At 67.6% G+C, this 19,309-nt stretch carries 13 protein-coding genes, 1 tRNA gene and 1 pseudogene; 11 read left to right on the forward strand and 4 right to left on the reverse strand.

The window, feature by feature from the left end; all coding sequences use genetic code 11:
- Positions 1-42: 42 nt before the first annotated feature.
- Positions 43-2,766 (reverse strand): DNA polymerase I, encoded by a 2,724-nt coding sequence (polA, locus tag ABT009_RS20645; protein ID WP_351296548.1) that lies wholly within the window; start codon positions 2,764-2,766, stop codon positions 43-45.
- A gap of 180 nt (positions 2,767-2,946) precedes the next feature.
- Between polA and ABT009_RS20650 the strand changes: the two genes are divergently transcribed.
- The 8 genes from ABT009_RS20650 (at position 2,947) to ABT009_RS20685 (ending at position 13,173) form a co-directional block, all read left to right on the forward strand.
- Entirely contained in the window at positions 2,947-5,241 is a 2,295-nt protein-coding gene (locus ABT009_RS20650) for an FdhF/YdeP family oxidoreductase (protein ID WP_351296551.1), read from the forward strand.
- 226 nt (positions 5,242-5,467) lie between these two features.
- Positions 5,468-5,956, forward strand: coding sequence for a PaaI family thioesterase (locus ABT009_RS20655; protein ID WP_351296554.1), 489 nt, complete (start codon positions 5,468-5,470; stop codon positions 5,954-5,956).
- A 123-nt stretch (positions 5,957-6,079) separates the two neighbouring features.
- Positions 6,080-6,952 (forward strand): trypsin-like serine protease, encoded by an 873-nt coding sequence (locus ABT009_RS20660; RefSeq protein ID WP_351296557.1) that lies wholly within the window; start codon positions 6,080-6,082, stop codon positions 6,950-6,952.
- A gap of 539 nt (positions 6,953-7,491) precedes the next feature.
- Positions 7,492-8,715: a branched-chain amino acid ABC transporter substrate-binding protein gene (locus tag ABT009_RS20665; protein WP_351297049.1), complete on the forward strand. Its 1,224-nt coding sequence runs from the start codon at positions 7,492-7,494 to the stop codon at positions 8,713-8,715.
- Positions 8,716-8,842: 127 nt separating this feature from the next.
- The gene (locus ABT009_RS20670; protein WP_351296560.1) at positions 8,843-9,772 is read left to right on the forward strand and encodes a branched-chain amino acid ABC transporter permease; all 930 of its coding nucleotides are present in this window, start codon (positions 8,843-8,845) and stop codon (positions 9,770-9,772) included.
- A 4-nt stretch (positions 9,773-9,776) separates the two neighbouring features.
- Entirely contained in the window at positions 9,777-11,579 is a 1,803-nt protein-coding gene (locus ABT009_RS20675) for a branched-chain amino acid ABC transporter permease (protein WP_351296563.1), read from the forward strand.
- A complete protein-coding gene (locus ABT009_RS20680; protein ID WP_351296566.1) occupies positions 11,576-12,460 on the forward strand; it encodes an ABC transporter ATP-binding protein in 885 nt (294 codons plus the stop codon). Before ABT009_RS20675 ends, ABT009_RS20680 begins: the two co-directional genes overlap by 4 nt.
- The gene (locus ABT009_RS20685; protein WP_351296569.1) at positions 12,457-13,173 is read left to right on the forward strand and encodes an ABC transporter ATP-binding protein; all 717 of its coding nucleotides are present in this window, start codon (positions 12,457-12,459) and stop codon (positions 13,171-13,173) included. The genes ABT009_RS20680 and ABT009_RS20685 overlap by 4 nt, the downstream gene beginning before the upstream one ends.
- Before the next feature lie 80 nt (positions 13,174-13,253).
- Here the strand turns inward: ABT009_RS20685 and ABT009_RS20690 are convergent, their stop codons facing one another.
- Entirely contained in the window at positions 13,254-13,910 is a 657-nt protein-coding gene (locus tag ABT009_RS20690; protein ID WP_351296572.1) for an ANTAR domain-containing response regulator, read from the reverse strand.
- A 104-nt stretch (positions 13,911-14,014) separates the two neighbouring features.
- Between ABT009_RS20690 and ABT009_RS20695 the strand changes: the two genes are divergently transcribed.
- Together ABT009_RS20695 and ABT009_RS20700 are read left to right on the forward strand one after the other, a co-directional pair.
- Positions 14,015-14,096, forward strand: a tRNA-Leu gene (locus ABT009_RS20695).
- A gap of 82 nt (positions 14,097-14,178) precedes the next feature.
- Positions 14,179-14,959 (forward strand): annotated as a pseudogene (locus ABT009_RS20700) (helix-turn-helix domain-containing protein).
- A 46-nt stretch (positions 14,960-15,005) separates the two neighbouring features.
- Here ABT009_RS20700 and pyk read toward each other — a convergent pair.
- Together pyk and ABT009_RS20710 are read right to left on the reverse strand one after the other, a co-directional pair.
- Positions 15,006-16,442 (reverse strand): pyruvate kinase, encoded by a 1,437-nt coding sequence (gene pyk / locus ABT009_RS20705; RefSeq protein ID WP_351296575.1) that lies wholly within the window; start codon positions 16,440-16,442, stop codon positions 15,006-15,008.
- A 171-nt stretch (positions 16,443-16,613) separates the two neighbouring features.
- A complete protein-coding gene (locus ABT009_RS20710; RefSeq protein WP_351296578.1) occupies positions 16,614-17,342 on the reverse strand; it encodes an SIMPL domain-containing protein in 729 nt (242 codons plus the stop codon).
- A gap of 148 nt (positions 17,343-17,490) precedes the next feature.
- On the opposite strand from ABT009_RS20710, the gene ABT009_RS20715 reads away from it, so the two are divergent.
- A complete protein-coding gene (locus tag ABT009_RS20715) occupies positions 17,491-19,296 on the forward strand; it encodes a bifunctional metallophosphatase/5'-nucleotidase (RefSeq protein WP_351296581.1) in 1,806 nt (601 codons plus the stop codon).
- The last annotated feature ends 13 nt before the right edge of the window (positions 19,297-19,309 follow it).

The following is a 19,309-nucleotide window of genomic DNA, read 5'->3' on the forward strand; positions in this document are numbered from 1 at the left end:
TGGGCAGGCGGGGCGGAACGCCTGCCCACAACGGCGGCAGCGCTAGTGCGCTGCCGACTCCCAGTCCGCCCCCACCCCCACAGAAACATCCAGCGGCGCCCGCAGCTGCACGGCCGACGCCATCTCGCGGCGGACGATCTCCTCGGCCGCCTCCCGCTCGCCGGGGGCGATCTCGAGCACGATCTCGTCGTGGACCTGGAGCAGCATCCGCGACTTCAGCTGCGCCTCGGTCAGTGCCTGGTCCACCTTCAGCATGGCGAGCTTGACGATGTCGGCCGCAGTGCCCTGGATGGGTGCGTTGAGCGCCATCCGCTCGGCCATCTCGCGGCGCTGCCGGTTGTCGCTGTTGAGGTCGGGCAGATAGCGGCGACGGCCGAACAGCGTCTCCGTATATCCCGTGGCTCGGGCCTCGTCGACGACGCGGCGCAGATAGTCGCGTACGCCGCCGAACCGCTCGAAGTACGTCTCCATCAGCCCGCGCGCCTCGGCGGCCTCGATGTTCAGCTGCTGCGAGAGGCCGAAGGCCGAAAGGCCGTACGCGAGGCCGTAGGACATGGCCTTGATCTTGCGGCGCATCTCGGCGTCGACCGCGGACCGCTCCACGGAGAACACCTGCGAGGCGACGGTGGTGTGCAGGTCCTCGCCGGAGGTGAACGCCTCGATGAGGCCCTCGTCCTCGGACAGGTGCGCCATCACGCGCAGCTCGATCTGGCTGTAGTCGGCGGTCATGAGGGACTCGAAGCCCTCGCCGACGACGAAGCCGCGACGGATGGCGCGGCCCTCGTCCGTGCGCACCGGGATGTTCTGCAGGTTGGGGTCGGTGGAGGACAGCCGGCCCGTCGCCGCCACCGTCTGGTTGAAGGTGGTGTGGATGCGGCCGTCCTCGGCGATCGTCTTGATCAGGCCTTCGACGGTGACGCGCAGCTTCGCCTGCTCACGGTGGCGCAGCATGATCACGGGCAGTTCGTGGTCGGTCTGCGCCGCCAGCCAGGCGAGCGCGTCCGCGTCCGTCGTGTAGCCCGTCTTCGTCTTCTTGGTCTTGGGCAGGGCGAGTTCGCCGAAGAGGACTTCCTGGAGCTGCTTGGGCGAGCCGAGGTTGAACTCGTGGCCGACGGAGGCGTGCGCCTCCTTTATGGCCTGCTGCACGGCGCCCGCGAACATCTGCTCCATGGCCTCGAGGTGCGCGCGGTCGGCGGCGATGCCGTGCCGCTCCATGCGGGCAAGGAGCTCCGACGTGGGCAGTTCCATGTCGCGCAGCAGCTCGGCGGCGCCCACGTCCCGCAGCCTGTCGCCGAAGGCGGTGCCCAGGTCGAGGATGGTGCGGGCCTGCACCATGAGCGCCTCGGCCTCGGCCTGCTCGTCGGTGCCGAAGGCGAGCTGTCCGTCGGCCGCGGCGGCCGGTGCCAGCTCACGGCCCAGGTACTCCAGGGACAGCGCGTCCAGTGCGAAGGAGCGGCGGCCGGGCTTGACCAGATACGCGGCGAGGGCCGTGTCCATGCTCACGCCCTCGATGCTCCAGCCGTGCTCGGCGAAGACCCGCATCGCGCCCTTGGCGTTGTGCACCACCTTGGGCTTCGCGGGGTCGGCGAGCCACTGCGCGAACGCGGTCTCGTCGGCCTCGTCCAGCTGCGTCGGGTCGAACCAGGCGGCCGCTCCCCCGGCGGCGGCGAGCGCGATCTCAGCGACTGCGCCGCTGCCGAGCTTCCAGGAGTCGACCGTGGCCAGGCCCAGGACCGCCTTGCCGTGCTCGGCGAGCCAGGGCGCCACCTCGCCCCCGCCCAGCACGGTGCCGTCCAGCTGGACGCCCTCCCCGACGGGCGCCTCCTCGGGCTCCTCGGCGCCGGGGTCGACGGCGAGCAGCCGCTCGCGCAGCGACGGGTTGCGGATCTCCAGGGTGTCGAGGAACAGGGCGACGGCCTTGCGGTCGTACGGGGCGCGGGCCAGGTCGTCGACGGTCTTGGGCAGCTCGACGTCCCGCACCATCTCCGTGAGGACGCGGTTCATCTTCACCGCCTCCAGGTGGTCGCGGAGGTTCTGCCCGGCCTTGCCCTTGACCTCGTCGACGCGCTCCACCAGCTCGGCGAACGAACCGAACTGAGTGATCCACTTCGTCGCAGTCTTCTCACCGACGCCCGGAATACCCGGAAGGTTGTCCGACGGGTCACCGCGCAGCGCCGCGAAGTCCGGGTACTGCTGGGGGGTGAGGCCGTACTTCTCCTCGACCTTCTCCGGCGTGAACCGCGTGAGCTCGGAGACGCCCTTCGTCGGGTACAGCACCGTGGTGTGGTCGCTGACCAGCTGGAACGAGTCGCGGTCGCCCGTGACGATCAGCACCTCGAAGCCCTGCGCCTCGGCCTGCGTCGCGAGCGTGGCGATGACGTCGTCCGCCTCGAAGCCGTCCACCGCGAACCGCTCGGCGTGCATGGCGTCGAGCAGCTCGCCGATCAGCTCGACCTGGCCCTTGAACTCGTCCGGGGTCTTGGAGCGGTTCGCCTTGTACTCCGCGAACTGCTCGGCCCGCCAGGTCTTGCGGGACACGTCGAACGCCACCGCGAAGTGCGTGGGCGCCTCGTCGCGCAGCGTGTTCGCCAGCATCGACGCGAAGCCGTAGATCGCGTTGGTCGGCTGGCCGGTCGCGGTGGTGAAGTTCTCCGCGGGCAGCGCGAAGAACGCGCGGTACGCCAGCGAGTGCCCGTCCATGAGCATCAGGCGCGGCCGGTCCCCGGCGGTCGTCTTCTCGGTCTTCTTCGATGCTGTCTCTGCCACGCCCCCGATCCTGCCACGGCCCACTGACAACCGAGCCCGCCACCGCAGCCGGGCCAACCAATGCTTGCAGGGCCGTGGCGGCCCACCCGCGCCGGTTGTCAGTGCGCCGTGGCAGGATCTGCGACGTATGCCACACACGCGGTCGCAGGGGACCGAAGATCGTGCCGAAGAGGAGCAGCGATGGCCACCAAGCCGCCCGCCGGTGACCCGGTCCAGGACGCGCCGCAGGTCGCGGCCCCCAAGCACGCTGCCGCGGGCCTGCCCGCGATCGGCCACTCGCTGCGCATGGCGCAGCAGCAAATGGGCGTGCGCCGCACGACGCTCACGCTGCTGCGCGTGAACCAGAAGGACGGCTTCGACTGCCCCGGCTGCGCCTGGCCCGAGCCGGAGCACCGGCACACGGCGGAGTTCTGTGAGAACGGCGCGAAGGCGGTCGCCGAGGAGGCGACGCTGCGCCGCGTCACGCCCGACTTCTTCGCCGCGCACTCCGTGGCGGACCTCGCGAACCGCAGCGGCTACTGGCTGGGCCAGCAGGGCCGGCTCACCCACCCCATGTATCTGGCGGAGGGCGCCGATCACTACGAGGCGGTGCCGTGGGAGCGTGCCTTCGACATCATCGCCGAGGAGATGGCGGCCCTCTCCTCGCCGGACGAGGCCGTCTTCTACACCTCGGGCCGCACCAGCAACGAAGCCGCGTTCCTCTACCAGCTGTTCGCCCGCGAGCTCGGTACGAACAACCTGCCGGACTGCTCCAACATGTGCCACGAGTCCTCGGGCTCCGCGCTCACCGAGACGATCGGCATCGGCAAGGGCAGCGTCCTGCTGGAGGACCTCTACCAGTCGGACCTGATCATCGTCGCCGGGCAGAACCCGGGCACGAACCACCCGCGGATGCTCTCCGCCCTGGAGAAGGCCAAGGCGAACGGCGCGCGGATCATCTCGGTCAACCCGCTGCCCGAGGCGGGCCTGGAGCGGTTCAAGAACCCGCAGACCCCCAAGGGCCTCGCCACGGGCGCGGCGCTCACCGACCTGTTCCTGCAGATCCGCATCGGCGGCGACCAGGCCCTGTTCCGGCTCCTCAACAAGCTGATCCTCGCTGAGCACGACAGCGCCTCCGGCGCGGGGTCCGGCGCGGTCGACGAGGAGTTCGTCCGCGAACACACCCATGGCTACGAGGAGTTCGCGGAGGCCGCGCGGGCGGCCGACTGGGACGAGACGCTGACCGCGACCGGCCTCACGCGCGAAGAGATCGAGGAAGCGCTGCGCATGGTGCTGGCCTCGAAGCGCACCGTCGTGTGCTGGGCCATGGGCCTGACCCAGCACAAGCACTCGGTGCCGACCATCCGCGAGGTGGTCAACTTCCTGCTGCTGCGCGGCAACATCGGCCGCCCGGGCGCGGGCGTGTGCCCGGTCCGCGGCCATTCCAACGTGCAGGGCGACCGCACGATGGGCATCTTCGAGCGCCCCGCGCCCGCCTTCCTCGACGCCCTGGAGAAGGAGTTCGGCTTCGCTCCCCCGCGCGAGCACGGCTACGACGTCGTACGGGCCATCCGCGCGCTGCGGGACGGCGAGGCGAAGGTCTTCTTCGCGATGGGCGGCAACTTCGTGTCGGCCTCGCCCGACACCGACGTGACCGAGGCGGCGATGCGCCGCGCACGCCTGACGGTGCACGTGTCGACGAAGCTCAACCGCTCGCACGTCGTCACGGGCGCGCGCGCCCTGATCCTGCCCACGCTGGGCCGCACCGAGCGGGACCTGCAGGGCAGCGGCGAGCAGTTCGTGACCGTCGAGGACTCCATGAGCATGGTGCACGCCTCGCGCGGCCGCCTGGAGCCGGCGAGCCCGCAGCTGCTGTCCGAGCCGGCCATCGTGTGCCGTCTCGCGCGGCGCGTGCTGGGCGAGGACAGCCGCACCCCGTGGGAGGAGTTCGAGAAGGACTACGCGACGATCCGCGACCGCATCGCGCGCGTCATCCCCGGCTTCGAGGACTTCAACGCGCGCGTGGCCCGACCCGGCGGATTCGTCCTGCCCCACGGCCCGCGCGACGAGCGCCGCTTTCCGACGGCCACCGGCAAGGCCAACTTCACGGCCGCCCCCGTCGAGTACCCGACGGTTCCCGAAGGCCGTCTGCTGCTGCAGACACTGCGCTCGCACGACCAGTACAACACCACGATCTACGGCCTCGACGACCGCTACCGCGGCATCAAGAACGGCCGCCGGGTCGTCCTGGTCAACCCGGACGACGCTGCCGCGCTCGGCCTGGCCGACGGAGCGTACACGGACCTGGTCAGCGAGTGGGAGGACGGCGTGGAGCGGCGGGCACCCGGCTTCCGCGTGGTGCACTACCCCACCACGCGCGGCTGCGCCGCGGCGTACTACCCGGAGACGAACGTCCTGGTCCCGCTCGACGCGACCGCCGACACCAGCAACACGCCCGTGAGCAAGTCCGTCGTCATACGCCTGGAGCGCCGATGAGCGGACCCGTCGTACGACGGGAGCGCTGACGAGAGCAAGCCGGTCGCGGTACGGCTGGACGGCGCGGGGCCTGACGACGGGCACCACTGCACAGAAGTCGGGAACAGAGTCGGGAACAGAAGACCCGGCCTAAGCGTTCGCTCAGCTGTCCTGATAAAACGGTGCACCTGCCATGCACCGCCGTACGGCAACGGCGGCGAGACAACGAACGGAGCCCGGCCACCCCATGGGCGAACAGCACACCGTGAAGTTCCCGCAAAAGGTCATCGACGAGTACGCCTCGCTCGGCGTCGATCTGCCCGCGCTCTTCTCCGCGGGGCACCTCGGCACCCGTATGGGCATCGAGATCAAGGAGGCGTCGGCGGACCGCGTCGTCGGCACCATGCCCGTCGAGGGCAACACCCAGCCGTACGGACTGCTGCACGGCGGCGCCTCCGCCGTGCTCGCCGAGACCCTCGGCTCGGTCGGCTCGATGCTGCACGGCGGCAGCACGAAGATCGCCGTCGGCGTCGACCTCAACTGCACGCACCATCGCGGGGTGCGCTCGGGCCTGGTGACCGGCGTCGCGACGCCGCTGCACCGGGGCCGCTCCACGGCCACGTACGAGATCGTCATCACGGACGAGCAGGACAAGCGCGTCTGCACGGCGCGGCTGACGTGCCTGCTGCGGGATGTCGGCCCCAGCGACGAGGAGCGCGTCCGCGCCGCGGGCTGACACAGAGGCTCCGTTCCGGGGCGGGCCGCGCTCTTGTTGCGGCCCGCCCCAGGCGCTTCACTGGCGAGCACCTCCCGCAGGAGAACACCCGTTCCACACGCACTGCGATCGAAGGGGCTCTACTTGACCGCCGTACGCGCCACCGCCGTCACCGCAGCGGCCTGTGCCGCCGTGCTCGCCACCGCGCTGCCCTCCGCCGCGATCAACTCCTACAACGCGACGCCCGCGCCCGAACGCACCGAGGTCGGCGCGCTCGTCGCCACCTGGGACAACGACGACGACCCGGCGACCCCGGACCGGGTCGACTGGGTCTGCTCCGGCACCATGATCGACGCGGACACGTTCCTGACCGCCGCGCACTGCACCACCGACTGGCCGGACAACGTGAAGTTCTACGTCTCGCTCGACCAGGACGTGCAGGCCGGGCTGGACGCCGCCGCGAAGAAGTACCCGGGCGACCCCGCCGCCCAGGCCGGCGCCGTCGCCGTCCAGGGCACCGCCCACACCCACCCCGACTACCCGGGCCCCGCGTCGGACCCGCACGACATCTCGGTGATCGAACTGCCCGCCGCGAAGGTCAAGTCGCGCTGGTCCTTCACGCCTGCCACCCTGCCGGCCGCGAACCAGCTGGGCGCGCTCGGCCCGCAGGGGCTGAACTCCACCGACTGGTTCGTCGCCGGTTACGGCACCCAGGAGGCCGTCAACGGCCCCGGCGGCCAGACCCACCCCGGCGGCGGCGTCCGCATGAAGGCCCCCGTGACCTTCAACGCCCTCAACGACGCCTGGGTGCGCCTCGGCATGACCGCGCCCCAGGGCAACGGCGGCGCCTGCTACGGCGATTCTGGCGGTCCCAACTTCGCGGTCATCGGCGGCAAGAACGTCCTCGCGGCCACGACCATCACGGGCGACACCCCGTGCTACGCGACGAACGTGTCGTACCGGCTGGACACTCCCGGCGCGCGGGCCTTCCTCGCGCCTTACGTGAAGCTGCCCTAGCACCCGCCACTACCCCGGCAGCGGGCGGCCTGGCGGGACGGCTCTTTCCCGCCAGGCCGCCGCCCGAAGCCGCACCCCGGCCGGGCCACAACATCATCACCGGCTCCGTCAACTCGCCACGCGGGACGCCGGTCTCCCCTCCTGAATGTAACGCTGCGTAACACGCGCGCAATACAGCAGCGCGGTTTCATCTTCGGCGGAGCGCACTCCCGCGATCTTTCCGAGCTGCTCCGCAGCGCCCGCGACGGCATTTCCCCCAGGTCCGGCCCATCCGCAAGGGGAAGTGCAGATTCTCAAAATGTGGACTTTTGGGAACTCCACCAAACCGGCCGAGAGTCACCTTTGCGGAAGGGAGGATTCCGGCACGTCATAACAAGAAAGTCACAAGCCAGCCCGCGTAGATGCCTCTGGCCAGGCACCGGGCTTAGAGTCACGCCCAGTCACCGCTCCATCGGGAGTTCGGTACCAGCGCGGCACAGATCGTCCCAGAAGGGGGACGATCCTGCCTGCCGAAAGGACTGATTGTGCGACAGCGTTCTCTGGTGATACTTACCTCCGTGCTGACCACCGGAGCTCTGACCCTCACCGCTTGCGGCTCCCGTGACGAAGGCAGCGGCGACTCCAAGGACAACGGCAGCAGCACCACCCTCACCATCAGCGTCGACGCCCCGCTCTCGGGTGAGAACTCCACCACCGGCCTCGGCATCCAGTACGGCGCCCAGATCGCCGTCGACGACGCCAACAAGAAGAAGCTCGTGCCCGGGGTGACCTTCAAGCTCAAGGCCTACGACGACAAGGCCCAGCCCGCCACCGGCCAGTCGAACGCCACCGCCATCACCGGCGACAAGACCTCCGTCGGCGCCGTCGGCCCGCTGAACTCCGGCGTCGCCCAGACGATGCAGCAGGTGTTCGCCTCGGCCAACATGGTCCAGATCTCCCCGTCGAACACCGCCCCCGAGCTGACCCAGGGCAAGAACTGGCAGACGGACAAGAAGCGTCCGTTCAAGACGTACTTCCGCACCGCCACCACCGACGAGCTCCAGGGCAGCTTCGCCGCCGAGTACGCCTACAGCGGCCTCAAGAAGAAGAAGGCCTTCGTCGTCGACGACAAGCAGACCTACGGCGCCGGCCTGGCGAAGATCTTCAACGAGAAGTTCAAGGAGTTCGGCGGCAAGGTCGTCGCCACCGACCACGTCAACACCGGCGACAAGGACTTCGGTTCCCTCGTCACCAAGATCAAGAACTCGGGCGCCGACCTGCTCTACTACGGCGGCCAGTACGACGAGTCCTCGCTGATCACCAAGCAGCTCAAGGACGCCGGCGTCAAGATCCCGCTGTTCGGCGGCGACGGCATGTTCGCCTCCACCTACATCGAGACCGCCGGCAAGTCCGCCGAGGGCGACCTCGCCACCGCCATCGGCGTCCCCGCCGACACCCTGCCCGCCGCCAAGCAGTTCATCGAGACCTACAAGGCCAAGGGCTACAAGGGCGACTACGGTGCCTACGGCGCCTACTCCTACGACGCCGCGACCGCGATCATCAACGCCGTGAAGGCCGCCGTGGACGCCAACGGCGGCAAGGTGCCCACCGACATCAACGACCTGCGCTCCAAGGTGGTCGACGAGGTCCAGAAGTCCGACTTCGAAGGCATCTCCGGCAAGGTCTCCTTCGACGAGTACGGCGACACCACGAACAAGCAGCTGACGGTGTACCAGGTCGAAAAGGGCGAGTGGAAGGCCGTAAAGACCGGCACCGCCAAGTAGTCCAGGCCCCCCAGCACGCCACACACGGGCCGCGCGGAAGGAGGACCCCGACCGCGCGGCCCGTTTCCACACCCAGACCCAGCACGCGACCAGTGCTCACGACCACCAGCGACATGGAGGCCACGCGGTGAACACCCTGCCGCAGCAGCTGGCCAACGGGCTGCTCCTAGGCTCGATGTACGGGCTGATCGCCATCGGCTACACGATGGTGTACGGCATCGTCCAGCTCATCAACTTCGCGCACGGCGAGATCTTCATGACCGGAGCGTTCGGCGCCCTCACGGTCTACTTCTACATCCTGCCCGACGGCACCCCCATGGCTGTCGCCGTCCCCCTGATGCTGATAGGCGGCGGAATCGTCGCCATCCTCATCGCGGTCGGAGCGGAACGATTCGCCTATCGACCCCTGCGCGGAGCACCACGCCTGGCACCGCTCATCACCGCCATCGGCCTCTCCCTGGCCCTCCAGGAAGTCGTCCGCAACTTCTACCCCGGCGCCGACCGCGCCCGCGCCTTCCCCGGCCTCGACGCCACCCACGACCTGGGCTCCATCACCATCAAGGACGCCGACATCTTCCTGATCGGCGCCGCCATCATCTGCATGTCCGCCCTCGCCTACTTCGTCCGCAAGAGCCGCACCGGCCGGGCCATGCAGGCCACCGCCCAGGACCCGGACACCGCACAGCTCATGGGCATCGACACCAACCGCATCATCGTCATCGCCTTCGCCATCGGCGGCTTCTTCGCCGCAGTCGCCGCCGTCGCCTACGGCCTCAAGTACGGCAACATCGACTACCGCATGGGCTTCCTCATGGGCCTCAAGGCCTTCACCGCCGCCGTCCTCGGCGGCATCGGGAACATCTACGGCGCCATGCTCGGCGGCATCGTCCTCGGCATCGCGGAAACCCTCGCCTCCGCCTACATCGACGAGATCCCCGGCATGCACCAGCTCGGCGGCCAGAGCTGGGCCAACGTCTGGGCCTTCTGCCTCCTCATCATCGTGCTCCTCGTCAGGCCCCAAGGCCTGCTCGGCGAACGCGTCGCGGACAGGGCGTGATCACATGACCGAGACCAAGACCACCCCGGTCACCCCCGCCCCCACCACGCGCGGCCTCCTGCCGCTGCCCACCGCAGCCGCCCGCGCACTCCTCCTCGTCGGCGGCATCGCCACCGCCGCCTCCGCCTTCCTCGCCTGGACCTGGACCTCCGACTTCCCCGGCGACCTCACCATCAACGGCTACCCCGGCGGCCTCCAGTGGCTCACCTTCGTAGCCGGCATCCTCACCGTCCTGTTCACCCTGGCGTCGAGCGGCATCCGCGGCCTCGGCTGGCTCCTGCCCGCCCGCAACAACGCACCGCTCGTGCTCACCGCAATCGGCGGCTTCGCCACCACCTGGTTCACGATCATCGCGATCAGCGTCGAACTCGGCGGCCTCGCCAACCTCGAACCCGGCGGCTGGGTCGCGGCCATCGCCGCCGTACTCCCCCTCCTCGGCGCCCTCGCCCTCCCCCAGGAGAGCACCGGCGACACCAGGGAGACCCTCAAGGCCTCCATCGCCAAGGCCGAACACATCCCCGCCCCCCAAGCCGTCTCCCCCTGGATCGAACGGCTCATCATCACCGTCGTCACCGCGGTCGGCCTCGGCGTCTTCACCTACGGCATCGACACCGAATACGGCGAACTCTTCATCGGCTACCTCATCGTCGTCGCCTTCGCCATCTGGGCCCTGCACACCGGGGGCCTCCTCGACCGGTTCTCCCGCCTCGTCGCCCACAACCGCAGCTTCACGCTCGCCATGGGCTTCGTCGCCGCCATCGCGTTCCCCTTCACCCAGACCGACGACCACTACGCCAACATCGGCGTCAACATCCTGATCTTCGGAACCGTCGCACTCGGTCTGAACATCGTCGTCGGCCTCGCAGGCCTCCTCGACCTCGGATACGTCGCCTTCCTCGGCGTCGGCGCCTACACCGCCGCCCTCGTCTCCGGCTCCGAGTTCTCCCGCTTCTCCGGCGTCCAGTTCCCCTTCTGGGCCTCCGCCCTCGCCGGCGCCGCCGCATCCCTGATCTTCGGCGTCCTCATCGGCGCCCCCACCCTGCGGCTCCGCGGCGACTACCTCGCCATCGTCACCCTCGGCTTCGGAGAGATCTTCCGCATCGCCGTCAACAACATGGACGGCGACTCCGGCCCCGACATCACCAACGGCCCGAACGGCATCCCGTCCATCCCGGACCTGAACTTCTTCGGATTCAACTTCGGCAAGGCGCACGACCTCGGCGGGTTCACCCTCGGCCGCTTCGCCAACTACTACCTGCTGATGGTCCTCATCATGGCCATCGTCGTCCTCGTATACACCCGCGCCGCCGACTCCCGCATCGGCCGCTCCTGGATCGCCATCCGCGAGGACGAGACCGCCGCCACCGCCATGGGCATCAACGGCTTCCGGGTCAAGCTCATCGCCTTCGCACTCGGCGCCGCCCTCGCCGGCCTCGCCGGCACCGTCAGCGCCCACGTCACCTACAGCGTCGTCCCCACGCCATACCAGTTCGCCGGCTCCACCCCGCCCAACTCGGCCTTCCTCCTCGCCGCCGTCGTCCTCGGCGGCATGGGCACCGTCGCAGGCCCCCTCCTCGGCGCGGCACTCCTCTACCTGCTCCCCGAGAAGCTCGTCTTCCTGCAGGACAAGTCGCTCCTCGCCTTCGGCATCGCCCTCATCCTGCTCATGCGCTTCCGGCCCGAAGGCATCATCGCCAACCGCCGCCAGCAACTCGAGTTCCACGAAACCGGCCAACTCGACGTACCCGAACAACGAACCGACGACACCGACGACACCGCCGTCAGCGTCACCAAGGCGGGGGCATGACCACCATGACCACTTCCACCACGACCGGCACCCCGGTACTCGAAGCCACCAACGTCACGATGCGCTTCGGCGGCCTCACCGCCGTACGCTCCGTCGACTTCACCGTCAACAGCGGCGAAATCGTCGGCCTCATCGGACCCAACGGCGCAGGCAAGACAACCTTCTTCAACTGCCTCACGGGCCTGTACGTCCCCACCGAAGGCACCGTCTCCTACAAAGGCACCGTCCTCCCGCCCAAGCCGCACCTCGTCACCAAGGCCGGCATCGCCCGCACGTTCCAGAACATCCGGCTCTTCGCCAACATGACCGTCCTGGAAAACGTGCTCGTCGGCCGCCACACGCGGACGAAGGAAGGCCTCTGGTCGGCGCTGCTGCGCGGCCCCGGCTTCAGGAAAGCCGAACGCGAGAGCGAAGAACGCGCCATGGAACTCCTCGAGTTCATCGGCCTCGCCGCCAAACGCGACCACCTCGCCCGCAACCTCCCCTACGGCGAACAACGCAAGCTCGAAATCGCCCGCGCCCTCGCCAGCGAACCCGGACTCCTCCTCCTCGACGAGCCCACCGCCGGCATGAACCCCCAGGAAACCCGCGCCACCGAAGAACTCGTCTTCGCCATCCGCGACAAAGGCATCGCCGTCCTCCTCATCGAGCACGACATGCGCTTCGTCTTCAACCTCTGCGACCGCGTCGCCTGCCTCGTCCAAGGCGAAAAACTCGTCGAAGGCACCTCCGACGTCGTCCAGAGCGACGAACGCGTCGTCGCCGCCTACCTCGGCACCCCCTTCGAAGGCGCCCCCGAAGACAGCGCACTCGAAGAAGTCGAAGCCGCCGAGGCACACAGCGCCACCAGCACCACCAGCGTTGAAGGAGAGCAGAAGTGACCGCACTCCTCGAGGTCGAAGACCTCAAGGTCGCCTACGGCAAAATCGAAGCCGTCAAAGGCATCTCCTTCAGCGTCGAAGCCGGCCAGGTCGTCACCCTCATCGGCACCAACGGCGCCGGAAAGACGACCACGCTGCGCACGCTCTCGGGCCTCCTCAAGCCCCTCAGCGGCAAAATCACCTTCGACGGGAAACCACTGAGCGGAGTCCCCGCCCACAAGATCGTCGCCCTCGGACTCGCCCACTCCCCCGAAGGCCGCCACATCTTCCCCCGCCTCACCATCGCGGAAAACCTCCAACTCGGAGCATTCCTCCGCAAAGACACAGCGGGAATCGAAAAGGACATCCAGCGCGCCTACGAGCTGTTCCCCATCCTCGGCGAACGCCGCAAACAGGCCGCAGGCACCCTCTCCGGCGGCGAACAGCAAATGCTCGCCATGGGCCGCGCCCTCATGTCCCAGCCGAAGCTCCTCATGCTCGACGAACCCTCCATGGGCCTCTCACCGATCATGATGCAGAAGATCATGGCGACCATCGCCGAACTCAAGTCCCAGGGCACCACCATCCTGCTCGTCGAACAGAACGCCCAGGCGGCGCTCTCCCTCGCCGACCAGGGCCACGTCATGGAAGTCGGCAAGATCGTCCTCTCCGGCACAGGACAGAACCTCCTGCACGACGAATCCGTACGCAAGGCGTACCTCGGCGAAGACTGACCCGACACCCACACACGACGAGGCCCGCCTCCCAGACAAGGGAGGCGGGCCTCGCCACTGAAAAGAAACAACCGGGCCTACTACTGACCCTTCGCCGCCTTCTTCTCCTCAGAATCCTGAATAACCGCCTCAGCAACCTGCTGCATCGACAAACGCCGATCCATCGACGTCTTCTGAATCCAACGGAACGCCGCCGGCTCCGTCAGCCCATACTCCGTCTGCAGAATCGACTTCGCCCGATCCACCAGCTTCCGCGTCTCCAACCGTTGAGAGAGGTCCGCGACCTCCTCCTCCAACGTCTTCAACTGCTGGTACCGCGACACAGCCATCTCAATGGCCGGAACCACATCACTCTTACTGAACGGCTTCACCAGATACGCCATCGCACCCGCATCCCGCGCCCGCTCCACCAGATCACGCTGCGAGAACGCCGTCAGCATCAACACCGGAGCAATCGACTCCTCACCGATCTTCTCCGCCGCCGAGATGCCATCCAACTTCGGCATCTTCACATCCAAGATCACCAGATCCGGCTTGTGCTCCCGCGCCAGCTCCACCGCCTCCTCACCATCACCGGCCTCAGCCACGACGGTGTAGCCCTCCTCCTCCAGCATCTCCTTGAGATCCATACGGATCAGCGCCTCGTCCTCGGCGATGACGACACGCGTCGTCAGCGGAGGCACGTGCGACTTGTCATCGTCATCGGCTACGGGCTGGGGCGACTCGGGGGCGGTCACGTGGGCTCCTCGTTGCGCAGGTCGGGCATGGTACAGCTGCCTATGCAGAGTACCTAGCGGCGGCGAGCTGTGGTGACCCGGTACACTTCCGTGCAGCCACTCAGGCCGGGTTGGTGGAATCGGCATACACACGGTCCTCAAAAGACCGCGCCTCACGGCTTGCGGGTTCGAATCCCGCACCCGGCACCCTGAAAAGCGGATGTTCACGTTCTCGTGAACATCCGCTTTTTGATACGTACGGCCACTTTGCGTGACGCACAGTAGCCGCATGGACCAGCACAGCCCCTCCATTCGTGCCCAAGCGGTCGCTCTGATGCGAAGCGGCGTCCCCAATCGCATCGTCGCAGAACGTCTCAACATCCCTCGCGGGACAGTGGGCTGGTGGCGCAGCGAAGACCGCAGACTGCGGGGCGAGGTGTACGAACAGCCGATGGACTGCCCCAAGTGCACGGGCCGCGACTTCGACCAGCGCGCCTACGCGTACCTGCTGGGCCTCTATCTCGGGGACGGACACATCATCTCGAAGCGCAAGCGAGCACCACCTGTCGATCTTCTGCAACGCGACGCAGGTAGGACTGATCGCTGCCGCCGAAGAAGCGATGCGCAAGGTGATGCCGCTCCCAAGCGTCAGAACGCGGTACAAGCCCGGCTGCGCCGAGGTCAAGTCGTACACGAAGCACTGGACCTGCATGTTCCCGCAGCACGGCCCCGGCAAGAAGCACGAGCGGACCATAGCCCTCGAGTCCTGGCAGCAGGAGATCGTGGACGCCCACCCGTGGGAGTTCGTCCGAGGGCTCATCCACTCGGACGGCTGCCGGATCACCAACTGGACCACTAGTCTGGTCGGCGGCGAGCGTAAGCGCTACGAGTACCCGCGGTATTTCTTCACCAATGTCTCCGACGACATCAGGCAGCTCTACACCGACACACTCGACAAACTCGGCATCGAGTGGACGCGCTGCACCCGCAACGGCAACCCGTACAACATCTCCGTCGCCCGCCGCGCCTCCGTAACCCTCATGGACGCACACGTAGGGCCGAAGTACTGACCCCAGTACTTCGGCCCGCGTAAGACCCGTAAGAGCAGCCGCTCCCCTACTTCGGTGCGTCGTCCTCGCCGATGTGGTGGACGCGGACCAGGTTCGTGGAGCCGGGGACGCCGGGCGGGGAGCCGGCGGTGATCACCACGATGTCGCCCTTCTCGCAGCGGCCGATCTTGAGGAGCTGCTCGTCGACCTGGTCGACCATGGCGTCGGTGGAGTCGACGTGGGGGCCGAGGAAGGTTTCGATGCCCCAGGTGAGGTTGAGCTGGGAGCGGGTGGCTGCGTCGGGGGTGAAGGCGAGGAGGGGGATGGGTGAGCGGTAGCGGCTGAGGCGGCGGGCGGTGTCGCCGGACTGGGTGAAGGCGACGAGGTATTTGGCGCCGAGGAAGTCGCCGATTTCGGCGGCTGCGCGGGCGACGGCGCCGCCTTGGGTGCGGGGTTTGTTGCGGTCGGTCAGGGGCGGGAGGCCCTTGGCGAGGATGTCTTCCTCGGCGGCTTCGACGATCCGCGACATGGTCTTGACGGTCTCGATGGGGTATTTGCCGACGCTGGTTTCGCCGGAGAGCATGACGGCGTCGGTTCCGTCGATGACGGCGTTGGCGACATCGGAGGCCTCGGCGCGGGTGGGCCGGGAATTGTCGATCATCGAGTCGAGCATCTGGGTGGCGACGATGACCGGCTTTGCATTGCGCTTGGCGAGTTTGATGGCGCGTTTTTGGACGATGGGGACTTGTTCGAGGGGCATTTCGACGCCGAGGTCGCCGCGGGCGACCATGATGCCGTCGAATGCGGCGACGATGTCGTCGATGTTCTCGACGGCCTGGGGTTTTTCGACTTTGGCGATGACGGGGAGGCGGCGGCCTTCTTCTCGCATGATGCGGTGGACGTCGACGATGTCGCGGCCGCTGCGGACGAAGGAGAGGGCGATGACGTCGGCTCCGATGTTCAGAGCCCAGCGGAGGTCGGATTCGTCCTTTTCGGACAGTGCGGGGACGGAGACGGCGACGCCGGGGAGGTTGAGGCCCTTGTGGTCGGAGACCATGCCGCCTTCGACGACGGTGGTGTGGACGCGGGGGCCGTCGACGGCGGTGACTTCGAGGCAGACTTTGCCGTCGTCGACGAGGATGCGTTCGCCGGGGGTGACGTCGGTGGCGAGGCCGCCGTAGGTGGTGCCGCAGGTTTGGCGGTCGCCTTCGATGCCTTCTTCGACGGTGATGGTGAATTCGTCGCCGCGTTCAAGGAGTACGGGGCCTTCGCTGAAGCGGCCGAGGCGGATCTTCGGGCCTTGAAGGTCGGCGAGGATTCCGACGCTGCGGCCGGCCTCGTCGGATGCCTTTCGTACGCGCTGGTAGCGCTCCTCGTGTTCGGCGTAGGTGCCGTGGCTGAGGTTGAAGCGGGCGACGTCCATTCCTGCTTCGACCAGGGCTTTGATCTGGTCGTACGAGTCGGTGGCGGGGCCCAGAGTACAGACGATCTTTGCTCGGCGCATGGTTTGAGCGTATGCCTTACCGGCGGGTAGGGAATTGGCTGCGCATGACTACTCAACAACCTTTGCGTGAAGGTCTCTTGACAAGGGTTGAATTGTGCGCAGGGGTGCTCCGATGAGCATTCGAGGTGCCCCCCGTCTGGGTATTCCTGTGGTTTTTCCATCTCGTTTCCGCTAGGGCTCGAGCCGGGGTGGCGTCATGGTGAATCGGGCGTTGACCTGGGCGTAGACGTGCTGGCGTTGGGGTTCTAGGTCGAGAGGTGGGGCCTCCTCTGCGGCTGCGGCGGTGTAGGCGGCGGTGCGCATGCTGCGTGTGGCGGTGGGCTCCATGGCGCTGTAGGGGGTTGCCTCGGCGCCGATGTCGGCGAGTTCGACGAGGGAGGCGAGGGTGGTGCCGAGGGCGGCGGCGTATTCGCGGGCGCGTTGGACGGCGTCGTGTACGGCTTGCTGGCGGGCTTCGCGGTGGGCTGGTGAGTCGGGGCGGAGGGCCCACCAGGGGCCGTCGATGCGGGTGAGGTCGAGGTCGGCGAGGCGGGTGGCGAGTTCGCCGAGGGCGGTGAAGTCGGTGAGTTCGGCGGTGATGTGGACGCGGCCGTGGTAGGCGCGGATGCGTTCGCCGCGGCCGTGTCTGGTGAGTTCGGGGGCGATGGAGAAGGCGCCGGTTTCGAGTTTTTCGACGGCTTCTCCGTAGGTTTTGACGAGGTCGAGGACGGTGGTGTTGCGGCGGGTGAGGTCGTCGAGGGCTTCTCGGCGGCTGGTGCCGCGGGCGCTGACGGTGATGCCGATGCGGGCGATTTCGGGGTCGGCTTCGAGGTGTGCTTCGCCGCGGACGGCGATGCGGGGGGCGTCGGGGGTGCCGTAGGGAGGGTGCGGGGTGGGCGGCTGGGGGGTTTCTGCGGTCATGGGCCCACTGTGGCACCGTCGTCCTGGGGCCGTGGTCATCAGATCGAAACGCTGAAGGGGTGTTGTCGGTGGGGTGGTTGCGCCAGACTTCTACGCGCGTTGTGTCATCGCGCGTAGATCCCGTCGTTGCGTCAAGCTAGGAGACGAAATGCCGTTCGACAGAAGGTCGTTCCTGGGCCGGTCTGCTGCCACGGGTGCGGGTGTCGCGCTCGCGGGTGCGGCCGCCGTGCCCGCCTCCGCCGCCTCGGCCGGGCCGACGGCCGGGCAGGCTCCGAAGCGGTATGCGTTCACGGTGATGGGCACGACGGATCTGCACGGCAACGTCTTCAACTGGGACTACTTCACGGACAAGGAGTTCGACGACAAGGCCCACAACGATGTGGGTCTGGCGAAGATCTCCACGCTGGTGGACCAGGTCCGCAGGGAGAAGGGCCGGCGGAACACGCTGCTGATCGACGCGGGTGACACGATCCAGGGCACGCAGCTGTCGTACTACTACGCCAAGGTCGATCCGATCACCGCGGAGAACGGTCCGGTGCATCCGATGGCGCAGGCGATGAATGCGATCGGCTACGACGCGGCGGCGCTGGGAAATCACGAGTTCAATTACGGCATACCGGTGCTGCGGAAGTTCGAGCAGCAGTGCCGTTTTCCGCTGCTTGGCGCGAACGCGCTGGACGCGAAGACGCTGAAGCCGGCTTTCCCGCCGTATGTGATCAAGAGGCTGCGTACTCCGTACGGCCATGATGTGCGGGTGGCGATCCTGGGTCTGACCAATCCGGGGATCGCGATCTGGGACAAGGCGAACGTGCAGGGCAAGATGACGTTCCCGGGTCTGGAGGAGCAGGCGGCGAAGTGGGTGCCGAAGCTGCGGTCGATGGGTGCGGACGTGGTGATCGTGTCGGCGCATTCGGGTTCGTCGGGCACGTCGTCGTATGGTGATCAGTTGCCGTACATCGAGAATGCGGCGGGTCTGGTGGCGGAGCAGGTGCCGGGGATCGACGCGATTCTGGTCGGGCATGCGCACACGGAGATTCCCGAGTATTTCGTGGCGAACAAGGAGACCGGCAAGCAGGTGGTGCTGTCGGAGCCGCTGAAGTGGGGGCAGCGGCTGACGCTGTTCGACTTCGGTCTGGTGTGGGAGAAGGGCCGCTGGACGGTGGAGTCCGTGGGCGCGCAGGTCCTCAACTCGAACACGGTGGATGAGGACCCGGAGATCACGAAGATTCTGCGGGACGAGCACGAGAAGGTCGTGGCGTACGTCAATCAGGTGATCGGTACGAACGCCGCGGAGATGACGTCGGTGGAGGCTCCGTACAAGGATGTGCCGATCATCGATCTGATCAACCATATTCAGGCGGCGACGGTGAAGGACGCGCTGGCGGGCACGGAGTATGCGTCGCTGCCGGTGCTGTCGCAGGCGGCGTGTTTCTCGCGGAGTGCGGTGATTCCGGCGGGTGAGGTGACGATTCGCGATGTTGCGGGTCTGTATGTCTTCGAGAACACGCTGGAGGCGCGGCTGATGACGGGTGCGCAGATCAGGGCGTATCTGGAGTTCTCGGCGAATTACTACGTCCAGACGGCTGCGGGTGCGGATGTCGACCCGGCGAAGCTGACGAATGCGAGCGGTACGCCGGACTACAACTACGACGTGGTGAGCGGTCTCACGTATGAGATCGACATTGCGAAGGCGGCGGGGTCGCGGGTGACGAATGTGCAGTTCGAGGGTGCGCCGCTGGCCGATGACGCGCAGTTCGTGCTGGCGGTGAACAACTATCGGGCCAATGGCGGCGGCAATTTCCCGTTTGTGGCCGCCGCCAAGCAGCTGTGGGCGAATTCCGACGAGATCCGGAACACGATGATCGCGTGGGTGAAGGAGAAGGGGTCGATCGACCCGGCGGAGTTCGCGTCGGTGGACTGGAAGCTGACGCGGGACGGGGTGCCGGTCTTCTAGGGGTGCCCGTCTT

It is taken from the genome of Streptomyces sp. NPDC002896 (assembly GCF_040295225.1).
In the GTDB taxonomy this organism is placed as follows: domain Bacteria; phylum Actinomycetota; class Actinomycetes; order Streptomycetales; family Streptomycetaceae; genus Streptomyces.